The organism is Streptomyces sp. CAI-85, from assembly GCF_013363615.1.
In the GTDB taxonomy this organism is placed as follows: domain Bacteria; phylum Actinomycetota; class Actinomycetes; order Streptomycetales; family Streptomycetaceae; genus Streptomyces; species Streptomyces antibioticus_B.
Genome location: NZ_JAANNX010000004.1, coordinates 34,862 through 47,779, shown reverse-complemented (window position 1 = coordinate 47,779; position 12,918 = coordinate 34,862). Strand labels below are relative to the sequence as shown.

2 protein-coding genes are annotated in these 12,918 nt (G+C 75.3%); both read left to right on the top strand.

Going from position 1 to position 12,918, the window contains the following annotated elements; genetic code table 11:
• The first annotated feature begins 315 nt into the window (after nt 1-315).
• Nucleotides 316-9,045 (top strand): non-ribosomal peptide synthetase, encoded by an 8,730-nt coding sequence (locus G6W55_RS07430; RefSeq protein WP_175519998.1) that lies wholly within the window; start codon nt 316-318, stop codon nt 9,043-9,045.
• On the top strand, nt 9,038-12,886 hold the full coding sequence (locus tag G6W55_RS07425; protein WP_175519997.1) for a type I polyketide synthase: 3,849 nt from the start codon (nt 9,038-9,040) through the stop codon (nt 12,884-12,886). Before G6W55_RS07430 ends, G6W55_RS07425 begins: the two co-directional genes overlap by 8 nt.
• The last annotated feature ends 32 nt before the right edge of the window (nt 12,887-12,918 follow it).

The window sequence follows — 12,918 nt, the reverse complement described above, 5'->3', positions numbered from 1 at the left end:
GAGGCGCCTTGACGGTCCGACGGCCGGTCGTGCAGAGTGATGCGTCGGCAGATGATCGTTCCCCGACCAGACGATTCCCGCGCCGTCGGGCGCATCCGTTTCCTTACGCCATTCACGGCCACCGTGCCGCTATTTCGGCCACCGTGCCGCCTTTCCGCCACCGAGTTCACCGCGCGCCGCCCCGGCGCGTCGGTCCGGTGCGCGGGCGGCCGGTGGTGCCGCGTACGCCTGTTCCGGCTTCACCCGCCCCCGGCCGCCCGCCGGACGGGCGGGCGGGGCGCGTGAACACCCGCTCGCCAGTTGAGGGTTGGTGCCATGTCAGTCCACGAGCACGAACGTCGACCGCTGTCGGGAGCCCAGGAGGGACTGTGGTTCGCCGGGCGGCTCGCGCAGCACGCCGCCGCGTACAACACCGGTGAGTACGTGGAGATCCACGGGCCGGTCGACCCGGAGCTGTTCGAGACCGCGCTGCGGCGGACCGTGGCGGAGGCCGACACCTTCGCGCTGCGCTTCGCCGACACCCCGGACGGGCCGCGCGCCGAACGGGCCGAGGATCCCGGTGACTGGCCGCTGCACCGTGTCGACGTCAGCGCCGAACCCGACCCCGGGGCCGCCGCCGAGGACTGGATCCGGCGCGATCTCGCCATCCCCTGCGACCTGGTGACCGGGCCGCTGTTCTCGCACGCGCTGATCACCGTCGCCCCCGACCGCCATCTGTGGTTCCTGAGAGCCCATCACATCCTGCTCGACGGCTACAGCTACAAGCTCGTCGCCCGCCGGCTCGCCGACACCTACAGCGCCCTGGCCGCCGGGGAGGAACCGCCGCCGTCCCGCTTCGAGTCGGTCACCCGGCTGCGGGACGAGGAGGAGTCCTACCTCGCCTCCCCGCGCCACACCCGCGACCGCGACCACTGGGCCGCCCGGCTCGCCGGACTGCCCGCCCCCGTACGGCTCACCGAGCACACCGCGCCCCCCACCGCCCCCTTCCTGCGCGCCACATGCGACCTCACCCCCGCCGAGGCCGCCCAACTGGCGCTCACCGCAGGCGCGTCGGAGGTCTCCCGCACGGACCTCGTCGTCGCGGCCGTCGCCGCCTATCTGCACCGCATGACCGGCGCCGACGACCTGGTGCTGGGCCTCGCCACCATGAGCCGGCCGGGCTCGGCCGCGCTGCGCACCCCCGGCACCGCCTCCGACATCCTGCCGCTGCGGATCCGCACCGAACCCCTCGCCCCGGTCGGCGACCTGCTCCGGCACGTGGCCGCCGAACTGCGCGCGTTACGCGCCCACCAGCAGTACCGGGGCGAGTCCGTCCGCCGCGACCTCGGCCTGCTGGGCGCCGGAAACCGGGTGCACGGCCCGGTCGTGAACATCGTGCCCTTCTCCGAGGACCTGGTCTTCGCCGGGCACCCCTCGACCTCCCACCACCTGTCCGGCGGCGCCGTCGAGGACCTCCAGATCTCCGTCCGTCCCGGCGCCGAACCCGGCGGCCTGTGGATCGCCTTCGACGCCAACCCGGCCGTCTACGAACAGGCCGAACTCGACCTGCACCTACGGCGGTTCCTGCACCTCCTGCGCCAACTCACCGCCGCCGACGCCCAGTCGCCGGTGGCCGACCTCACGCTGCTGCTGCCGGGGGAGGAGCCCGCCACCCGGCCCGCACGCTCCTACCCGGTCACCACCACCCTCACCGCCCGCTTCGAGGAACAGGCCGCCCGGACACCCGACGCGCCCGCCCTCACCTACGACGGCGAGACCCTCGGCTACGCCGCGCTCAACGCCGAGGCCAACCGCCTCGCCCGGCTGCTCACCGGCCACGGCGCCGGACCCGGCCGCGTCGTGGCGCTCGCGCTGCCCCGCTCCACCCGTCTGGTCGTCGCCCTGCTCGCCGTCCTGAAGACCGGCGCCGCCTATCTGCCCCTGGACACCGGGCACCCCGCCGAACGGCTGCGCCTGGTCACCGAGGACGTCCCGCCCGCCGTCCTCGTCACCGACACCGGCACCGCCCCCACGCTCCCGCCGGTCCCCGCGCCCACCGTCGTGCTCGGCACCCCGGAGACGGACGACGACCTCGCCGGCCGCCCGGCCGGGAACCTCACCGACGCCGAACGCACCGGCGCCACCGGCCCCGACGACATCGCCTACATCATCCACACCTCGGGCTCCACCGGCCGCCCCAAGGGCGTACCGATCCCGCACGCGCACGTCCTGCGGCTCTTCGCGGCCGCCGCCGAGCACTTCGACTTCGGCGCCGACGACGTGTGGACGCTGTTCCACTCGTACGCCTTCGACTTCTCCGTCTGGGAGATCTGGGGGCCGCTGCTGCACGGCGGACGGCTCGTCGTGGTGCCGTACGACGTCAGCCGCTCGCCGCGCGACTTCCTGCGGCTGCTGCGCGCCGAGCGCGTCACCGTCCTCAACCAGACGCCGTCCGCCTTCGAGCAGTTGATCCGCGCCGACCTCGACGAACCCGGCGACCCCTGCGCCGGTCTGCGGTACGTCGTCTTCGGCGGCGAGGCGCTGCGCCCCGAGCGGCTGCGGCCCTGGACCGAGCGGTACGGGCTCGACGGGCCCGCGCTGGTCAACATGTACGGCATCACGGAGACGACCGTCCATGTCACCCACCACCGGCTCACCCCCGCCGACCTGGACGACCGGCAGCGGAACGGCGTGATCGGCGTGCCGCTCGCCGACCTCTGCGTCCACCTCCTCGACACGGCCGGGAAGCCCGTCCCGCCGGGTGTCACCGGGGAGATGTACGTGTCCGGGGCCGGCGTCGCCCCCGGCTACCTCGACCGGCCCGAGCTGACCGCCGAACGCTTCCTGCCCGACCCGTACGGGCCGCCCGGCGCGCTGATGTACCGCACCGGCGACCTCGCCCGCCGCACCGCCGACGGCCTGCTCCGCTACGCCGGGCGCGCCGACCAGCAGGTGAAGATCCGCGGGTTCCGCGTCGAGCCCGGCGAGATCGAGGCCGTCCTCACCGCCCACCCCGCCGTCGCCGCCGCGGCCGTCGTACCCCGGCCCGCCGAGGACGGGGAGACCCGGCTCGTCGCCTACGCCGTCCCGGACACGGGGGACGGCGCCGAACCGCCCGAACCGGCCGTCCTGCGCGCCCACTTGGTCGAACGGCTGCCCGCCCACATGGTCCCGGCCGCGACCGTCCTGCTCGACGCGCTGCCGCTGACCGCGAACGGCAAGCTCGACGTCCGCGCCCTGCCCGACCCGCAGTTCACCCCGGCACCCGCCGCGCAGCGGCCCAGCACCCCCGAACAGGCCCTCGTCGGCGCCCTGTTCGCCGAGGTGCTGCGGCTGCCCGCCGACTCCGTCGGGGTGGACGACAGCTTCTTCGAACTCGGCGGCCACTCCCTGCTCGCCGTACGCCTGCTGGCCCGGCTGCGGGTCGAGGCGGGCCGCGAGATCCCGCTGGCCGTCCTCTTCGACACCCCCACCCCGGCCGCGCTCGCCGCCCGCCTCGCCGCGGACGCCACGACCGCGCCCCCGCTGCCCGCACTGGAACCGGGCCCGCGCCCCGAGCGCGTACCGCTCTCCTACGCCCAGGAACGCATGTGGGTCCTCGACCGCCTCGACGGCGCCGCCGCGACCTACAACATCCCGCTGGTCGTGCCCCTGCACGACACGCTGGACGACAACGCGCTGCGCGCGGCCCTGGCCGACGTCGTGGACCGGCACGAGAGTCTGCGGACGGTCATCGCCGACGGCGACCGTCCCGACGGGCAGCCGTACCAGCGGATCCTGCCGCCCGGTGCGCTGCGGCCCGAGGTGCGGGTCGTGGACTGTCCGGGCGAGGAGGTCGGGGCGCATGTCGCCGCCGCCGCGCGGCGCCGGTTCGACCTCACCCGTGAAAGCGCCCTGTGGGCAGGGGTGTTCGGCAGCGGTGACACCCGCACCCTGCTGATCGTGCTCCACCACAGCGCCGCCGACGGCTGGTCGCTGCGTCCCTTCGCCGACGATCTGAGCGCCGCCTACGAGGCCCGCCGCGAGGGCCGCGCACCGCACGGCAAACCGCTGCCCGTGCAGTACGCCGACCACGCCCTGTGGCAACGCCGGGTGCTGGACCCCGGCCCCGGGGGACCGGGCCGCGCCGCGCACCTCACCGCGTTCTGGCGGGAAGCCCTGGCCGGGCTGCCCGAGGAGAGCACCCTGCCCGCCGGCCGGCCCCGCCCCGCCACCGCCCGGGGGCACGGCGCGAGCGTCTCCGCCACCGTGGACCCCGCCCTGCACCGGGCGCTGCTGCGGCTGGCCGAGACCGAGGACACCAGCCTCTTCATGGTGCTGCACACCGTCCTCGGCGCCCTGCTCTCCCGCTGGGGCGCCGGCCCCGACGTGGCGATCGGCACCCCGGTCGCCGGACGCTCGGAACCCGCCCTGGACGATGTGATCGGCCTGCTCACCAACACCCTCGTGCTGCGCACCGACACCGCGGGCGACCCGGCCTTCCGGGACCTCCTCGCCCGTACGACCCGCGCCGACCTCGCCGCCCTCGACCACCAGGACCTGCCGTTCGACCTGCTGGTGGACGCGCTCAACCCGCGCCGCCACCCGGCCCGTCACCCCCTCTTCCAGGTGATGCTGGCCCTCCAGAACAACGAACCGGCCGTGCTCCGGCTCGGCGACCGGCGCACCCCGCTGCGGCCCACGGCGACCGGCACCGCCAAGTTCGACCTGTTCGTGGACGTCCTCGAACGGCACGACGCGCACGGCACGCCCGACGGCCTGGACCTGCACGTCGAGTACGCCACCGACCTGTACGCCGCCGACACGGTCACCCGCTTCACCGAGGCGCTGACGGCCGCGCTCACGGCGGTCTGCGCCGACCCCGGCCTGCCCGTCGGCGCCCTCCCGGCCCCGCCGGCCGCCACCGGCAGCAGCCCCGCCCCCATGGACTCGGCGGCCGAACTCGCCGCGGCCGCACGGACCGTGGCGGGCGTCCGGGACGCCGTCGCCCTGCCGCCCGAGGACGCGCCGGGCCCGCCTTCGCTGTACGTCGTGCCCGGCCGGGCGGGCGCCGCTGCCCAGGTCGAGCAACTCCTCGACGACAACTCCGGTGCCACGCCCCGGATCACCGCCGTCAACATCCTGCCGCGCACCCCCGACGGCGGCCTCGACACCGCCGCCCTGCGCGCGCTGCCCGCCGTCGACCGCACCGCCGCCACCGCGTGGGCGGACCTCCTCGCCCGCGTCCCCGGCGTCCACACCGCCGAAGCCGAGGTGGAGGACCTCGCCGAGGACCTGGGCCGCGTCCACACCGGACCGCCCCGCACCGCGACGGCCGCGCCGGGCAACGCCCCCGACACGGACGCCGTACGGCGGGAGCGGGTACCGGCGCTCAGCGAGGGCGGGCCGCTGCCCGAACCGTCCGTGTCCGGCTGGTCCGAGGCGCTCACCCGGGCCGCCGAACGGGCGCACGGCGAGATCGTGCACGTCCGCGCCGACGGCTCCGAGACCCGCCGCGACTACGCCTCCCTCGTCACGGAAGCCTCCCGCGTCCTCGCCGGACTGCGCGCGCACGGCCTGCGCCCCGGCGACAAGGTCGTCCTCCAGTGCTCCGACACCGAGGACTTCGTCGCCGTGCTCTGGGGGTGCGTCCTCGGCGGGTTCGTCGCCGTCCCGCTGACCGTGCCCGCCTCCTACGAGACCTCCTCGGCCGCCCTGACCAAACTGGAGGGCATCTGGCGGATGCTGGACCGGCCGTGGATCGTCGCCTCGCCCGCCGAGGAGCCCGGACTGCGGCAACTCGCCGACCGGGGACCGCTGTCCGGCGTCCGGCTGACCACGGCCGACGCGCTGCGCCGGGCGCCCGAGGACCGCGACTGGCACCCCGCCGCCCCCGACGACCTCCTGCTGATGCTGATGACCTCCGGCAGCACCGGCCTGCCCAAGGCCGTCCGCGTCACCCACCGCGGTGTGCTCACCCGCTCCGCCGCCACCGAGGCGACGAACGGCCTCGGCGCGCACGACGTCAGCCTCAACTGGATCCCGATGGACCATGTGACCGGCGTCGTCATGTTCCATCTGCGGGACGTCTACCTCGGCTGCCGTCAGATCCACGCGCCCACCTCCTGGATCCTGGAGGACCCGACGCGCTGGATGGACCTCGCCGACCGGCACCGGGTCAGCGTCACCTGGGCGCCCAACTTCGCGTTCGGACTGCTCGCCGCGCAGGCGGACCGGTTCGCGGACCGCGCCTGGGACCTGTCGCCGATGCGGCTGGTGATGAACGCCGGTGAGGTCGTCGTCGCCTCCGCCGCCCGCGCCTTCCTGCACACCCTGCGCCCGTTCGGCCTGCCGCAGGACGTCATGCACCCCGGCTGGGGCATGTCCGAGACCTGCTCCGTCGTCACCGACGCCGTCCTGCCCGCCGAACCCCCGGACCACGACGAGGCGTTCGTGAGCTGCGGACTGCCCTACCCCGGGTTCGCCATGCGGGTCGTCGACGACCACGACACCGTGCTCGCCGAGGGCGAGGCCGGGCGCTTCCAGGTCTGCGGCACCTCCGTCACCCCCGGCTACCACGACAACGCCCGTGCCAACGCGGAGGCGTTCACCGACGACGGCTGGTTCGACACCGGCGACCTGGCGTTCCTGCGCGACGGCGAGCTGTACATCACCGGCCGGGTGAAGGACGTCATCATCGTCAACGGCGTCAACCACTACAGCCACGAGATCGAGTCCTGCGTCGAGCAACTCCCGCACGTGGTGCGGAGCTTCACCGCGGCCGTCGCCGTGCGCAGCGACCCCGACGCCACCACCGACGAACTCGCCCTGTTCTTCCACCTCGCCCCCGGCCAGGACGAGGCCGCCGCACTGCGCGAGATCGCCGGCACCGTGACCCGGGAGATCGGCGTCAGCCCCGCCCACCTCCTGCCGGTCGCCCCGGAGGACATCCCCAAGACGGAGATCGGCAAGATCCAGCGCACCAAGCTCCGCAAGGGCTTCGAGGCGGGCGACTTCGACGAGCGGGCCCGCGCCTCCCAGATACTGCTCGGCACCGCCGCCACCCTGCCCGACTGGTTCCTGCGGCCGGTGTGGCAGCGCGCCGGACTGCTGCACCCGCCTGTGCCTTTGGCCGGACGCCACACGCTGGTCCTCGCCGGGAACGGCACCCGGGCCGCCGCGCTGGCCGCGTCCGTCGCCGCCCGGCTGCGCGCCGAGGGCGGACTGTGCACCGTCGTGGCGGACGGTCCCGCGTACGAGCGTCTGGACGCCGCCCGTTACCGGGTGCGCGCCGCCGACGTGGACGACCACGGCAGGCTCCTGGACGCCCTCGCGGCCGACGGGCGAGGCGTGGACGCCGTACTGCACCTGGGCGCGCTGGACACCACCACCACCGTCCTTCCCGAACCGGACGACGATCCCGCACTGTCCCTGTTGGCGCTCACCCGCGCGCTGACGGACCGTCACGATCAGGGCCGGGACACACCGTTGCCCCTGCTCCTCGTGACGAGTGGCGCGCAGGCCGTGCTGCCCGACGACCCGGCACCGGCCTGCGCCCACGCCCCGGCGGTGGGCCTGCTCAAGTCGCTGCGGGAGGAACACCCCTGGCTGCGGGGCGTGCATGTCGACCTTCCGGACGGAGACGCCGGTGATGCGACCGCCTTCCTGCTCGCCGAGGCGGCGGCCCCGCCCGTCGACTCCGAGATCGCCTACCGTGACGGCCATCGCCATGTGCGCCGACTGGCCCCGCTCGCCGACCCCGTGCCACGCACCGCGCCCCCGTCCACCGAGGGGTTCCACCTGGTCAGCGGCGGGCTGGGGGGCGTCGGTGCCGAGGTCGCCGCGCATCTGCTCGGCACCACGCCCGGCACTCGGGTGCTGCTCATCGGCCGCGGGGAGGCGGGCGGCGCTCCGGAAGGGCAGGCCAGGGCCGATCTCCTGAACCGTCTGGGCCGGCTCGGCGAGGTGCGTCACGCCCGCGCCGACGTCACCGACCCCGGCCAGGTCCGGGCCGTCGTACGCGAGGCCGCCGAGGCGTGGGGCGTACCGCTCACCTCGATCCTGCATCTCGCCGGAGCCTTCGCCGAGCGGCCCGCCCGCGACCTGGACGCCGGTACTTGGCGGGCCGCGCTGGACGCCAAGGTGCGCGGCGCCCTGACCCTGCACCGGATCGCCGCCGAACACCCCGTCGAGTCCTTCGTCACCTTCTCCTCCGTCAACGGATGGTTCGGCGGCTCGATGAACTCCGCCTACGCGGCGGCCAACGCCTTCCTCGACGCCCTCGCCGTGCACCGCCGCCGTTCCGGGCTGCCCGCGCAGAGCCTCGCGTGGAGCATGTGGCGCGAGACCGGCATGAGCCGCGGCTACGGCCTCACCTCGCTCACCGAGGCCCGCGGCTACCGGGTGCTCGACACCGCCGCCGCGCTGCGCTCGTTCGACTTCGCCCGCTCCCTGGACGAACCCCATCTGCTGATCGGCGCCGACCGCACCGCCCCCTGGGTCCGCAGCCATGTCGTGGGCCCGGTACGGCAGGTGCGGCGGGCCGTCGCCCGCGTCGGACTGGACGACGGAACCGACCTCGGCGCGCTGTACACCGCCGCGGCCCGGGGCGCCGAACACCTCGCGGGGGCATGGGCGTTGCGCTCGACCGGCACCGCGCGGCCGGCCTCCGACCCGGGCGCCGAGGAGGAACTGCGGCGGCTGGAGGCGCGCTTGGCGGAGATCTGGTGCCGGGTGCTGGACCGCGACCGGGTGGGCCGCGACGACAACTTCTTCGACCTGGGCGGCAATTCGCTGCTCCTGGTCGGAGCCCGGTCGGCGGTCAACGAGGCGTTCGGCTGCGAACTGGGGGTGGTCGACCTCTTCGCCCGCCCGACGGTACGGGACCTGGCGCGGCACTTGTCCGGCATGACGGGCGGGACGGCAGCCCCGGCACCGCAAGAGACCCCGAACCCGAACCCGGCATCCGCCACCCCGTCGACCCCGCTCGACCAGGCCCGTGCCCAGGCGCAACGGCAACGCGCGGCCCGTGGCGCCCGCCGCGCGGACCGCACCGCACGCGAACGAAAGGACCGGCGCGATGGCTGACCCCGTGTCTGACCCCGTGTCTGACTCCATGGCGGACCACTTCACCGGGCAGGACGACGACGCCCCGCCCGCCGTGGCCGTGATCGGCATGGCGGCCCGCTTCCCGGGCGCCGACGACATCGACACGTTCTGGGAGAACCTCGCCGCCGGACGGGACGCCGTACGGCCCGTCACCGACGAGGAGTTCCTCGCGGCGGGCGGCGACCCCCGCGACCTGGACGACCCGAACCTCGTCCGGATGGCGTCCGTCATCGACGGCATCGACCGCTTCGACGCGGAGTTCTTCGGCTACAGCCCCGCCGAGGCGGCGGTGGTCGATCCGCAGCAGCGGCTCCTGCTGGAGACCGCCTACCACGCTCTGGAGGACGCGGGCTGTCTGCGCGCGGCGCGGGACGGCACGACCGGGGTCTACGCGGGCGCGGGCGACAGCCGTTACTACCCCAGCCATCTGCACCCCCGCTACGCCGGGCAGCCCGGCTCGGTGGCGCTGGTCCACGCGGCCACGGCCAACTCCCTGGGCACACTGGCCACTCGGATCTCCTACGAACTGGGCCTGACCGGGCCCAGCCTGTCGCTCCAGACGGCCTGCTCGACCGCGCTGGTCGCCCTGCACACCGCCTGTCAGGACCTGCTCGACCACCGCTGCGACACCGCGCTCGCCGCCGCCGTCTCCCTCAACCCCTCGGCCCTGCTGGGCTATCGGCATGTACCCGGCGGGCCGTTCTCGCCGGACGGGCGCTGCCGTGCCTTCGCGGCGGACGCGGCCGGCACCTCCTCGGGCGACGGCGTCGGCGCGGTCGTCCTCAAGCGGCTTGAGGACGCCCTCGCCGACGGCGACCGCATCCGCGCGGTCGTCCGGGGCTCGGCGGTGAACAACGACGGCCGCCGCAAGGTCGGTTTCACCGCGCCGAGCGCCCCCGGCCAGACGGAGGTGGTCCTCGCCGCCCAGGCCGAGGCCGACGTCGACGCCGGCACCATCGGCCTGGTCGAGGCGCACGGCACCGCCACCCACATCGGCGACCCCATCGAAGTGGCGGCGCTGACCGAGGCGTTCCGGCAGAGTACCGACCGGCGCGGATTCTGCGCCCTGGGGTCGGTGAAGACGAACATCGGACACCTCGGCGCCGCCGCCGGGATCGCCGGATTCGTCAAGGCCGTCCTCGCCCTGGAGCACCGGCGGATCCCGCCCAGCCTCCACTTCGACCGGCCCAACCCGCTCATCGACTTCGCCTCCGGACCGTTCCGGGTGCCGACCACGCTGGAGGAGTGGCCGGCCGCCGATCACCCCCGGCGCGCGGCCATCAGTGCCTTCGGAGTCGGCGGCACCAACGCCCACGTGATCCTGGAGGAGGCCCCGGCCACCACCGAGACGCCGGCCCCGGCCCCGGCCGCGCCCGACGCACGCCGCCACGTCCTCCCCCTCTCCGCCCGCACCGCCGGAGCCCTCCCCGGGCAGGCCGAGGCCCTCGCCCGGCACCTGGAGCGGCATCCGGCGACCCGCCTGGACGACCTCGCCCGCGCCCTGCGCACCGACCGCCCGGCCCTGCGCCACCGTACGGCCGTCACCGCCACCACCGTCGCCGAGGCCGTGACCGCGTTGCGCACGCCCGCGCCGCCCCTGCCGCCGGTGCCGGACGATCCGCCGCGGGTGGCGTTCCTGCTGCCGGGCGGCGGCACCCAGTACGTGGGCATGGGCGCCGGCCTGTACCGCGACCACGCCGTCTACCGGGACACGGTGGACGACTGCGCGCGCATCCTGCGGCCGGTGACCGGCGACGACCTGCGCACCGCGCTGTTCGAGCGGGTCGAGCCGGGCAGCACCGACGCGTTCCTGGCCCTGGTCGTCACCGAGTACGCCGTCGCCCGCACGCTGATCGAGCAGGGGGTGCGCCCCGACGCGTTCATCGGTCACTCCCTCGGCGAGTACACCGCGGCCTGCCTGGCCGGTGTCATGGACCTCGAAGAGATGCTGCCCGTGGTCGCCGAACGCATCCGGCTCATCGCCGCCTGCGGCGGAGCCACCGTCGGTGTCGCGGCCCCGGCCGAGGACCTCGCCCCGCTGCTCGGCCCGGATCTGTCGCTGGCCGCCGTCAACGGCCCCGAAGCCTGTACGGTCGCGGGCCGCACCGAGGCCGTGGAGCGGCTGGAGGCCGAACTCGCCCGCAGGGGCGTGCCGTTCCGGCGGCTGCGGATGCCGGCCGCCGCCCACTCGCACGTCCTCGATCCCGTCCTCGGCACCTTCGCCGACCGACTGCGCACCCTGCGGCTCCGGCCGCCCGCCGTGCCCTACGTCACCAATGTCACCGGCACGTGGATCACCGACGCCCAGGCCACCGACGTCGGCCACTGGGTCGCCCACACCCGGCGCACGGTCCGGTTCGCGGACGGGATCACCGCTCTCTGGGAGCGCGACCGGCCCGTCCTGGTGGAGATCGGGCCCGGCGACGGCATGGTCAAACTGGCCCGCGCCCGTCTCGCGGACGAGGCACCGGTGACCGTGACGACCATGCGGCACGCCAAGGCCGAGGGCCCCGACGGCTTCGTCCTGGCACAGGCGCTGGGCCGGCTGTGGGCGGCGGGGGTGGACGCCGCGCTGCCCGATGTCACGGACGGCGCGCACCGCCGCCGCGTCCGGCTCCCCGGGTACGCCTTCGAGCGGCGCCGGCACTGGATCGACGCCCCCGGCGCCACCGCCCCCGCCCACGACGACGACCCCGCGCCCGCCCCCGAGGCGACCGGCGCCCGTGTCCCCCGCCCCCGGCTGACCACCGAGCACCTGGCGCCGCGCACGGCCGAGGAGCGCGCGGTCACCGACCTGTGGGAGGAGGCGCTCGGCGTCCACGGGATCGGCGTGCACGACAACTTCTTCGACCTCGGCGGCGACTCGATGCGGGCCGTGCTGCTGTCCGGACGGCTCCGCCAGACCGGGGTCCTCGACGTGCCCGCGGCCGCGCTGCTGGCCACCCCGACCGTCGCGGGACTGCTGACCGCCGCCCGGCGGGCACCCGGCCCCGACGCCCTGCGCCCGCTGCTCCCGCTGCGCGCCGAGGGCACCGGGACGCCCCTGTTCTGCCTCCACCCCGGTGCGGGCGTCTCCTGGCGGTACGCCGGACTCCTGCCCCATCTCGGCGCGGACCAGCGCGTGTTCGGCGTCCAGGCGTTCGGCCTCGACGGCACCCGGCCGCCCGCCCCGGACGCCACCGCCATGGTCGCCGGGTACGTGGACCTGGTCCGCGAGGTCCAACCGCAGGGACCGTACCGCCTGTTGGGCTGGTCCTACGGCGGGTTCGTGGCCCATGCGATGGCCTGTGCGCTCCAGGAGCAGGGCCAGGAGGTCGAGTTGCTCGCCCTGCTGGACGCGCCCCAGCCGCACGGCACCGCCCACGACCCCGCGCAGGCCGAGCGGCAGGTGGCGGCACTCCTGGCCCGCGTGGCGGGACTGGACCTCCAGGGCCCCGAGACCCTGGCCGCCGATGTCGACGCCGTGCTGAGCCGGATCCCCGAGGACCCGGCCGACGACCCGACGACGGCCGCCCCCGTGACCCGCGCCGAGGCCGCCGCCATCGCCGCCGTGATGCGCAACAACCTGCGGATCGCACCGCAGTTCACGCCCAAGGTGTTCCACGGCGACGTGCTGTTCTTCAGCGCGACCCAGGACGCCCCCGGCACCGGCGACGACCTCTCGCTCGCGCCCGGCAAGGCCGACAGGTGGCGCCCCTATGTCGACGGCTCGCTGGACGACCACGCCGTTCCCTGCGGCCACTACGAGATGACCGAGCCCGCCCCGATGGCCCTGATCGGCGCGGCGGTCGCCAAGGCGCTCCGCCGCACCGCCGGTTGACCGCCGCCCGCCCCGAACCTCCCACCGCAGCA

Excerpts from the sequence above, each read along its gene's own strand:
- G6W55_RS07430 (WP_175519998.1), top strand. The coding sequence starts at position 316 with ATGTCAGTCCACGAGCACGAACGTCGACCGCTGTCGGGAGCCCAGGAG.
- G6W55_RS07425 (WP_175519997.1), top strand. The coding sequence starts at position 9,038 with ATGGCTGACCCCGTGTCTGACCCCGTGTCTGACTCCATGGCGGACCAC.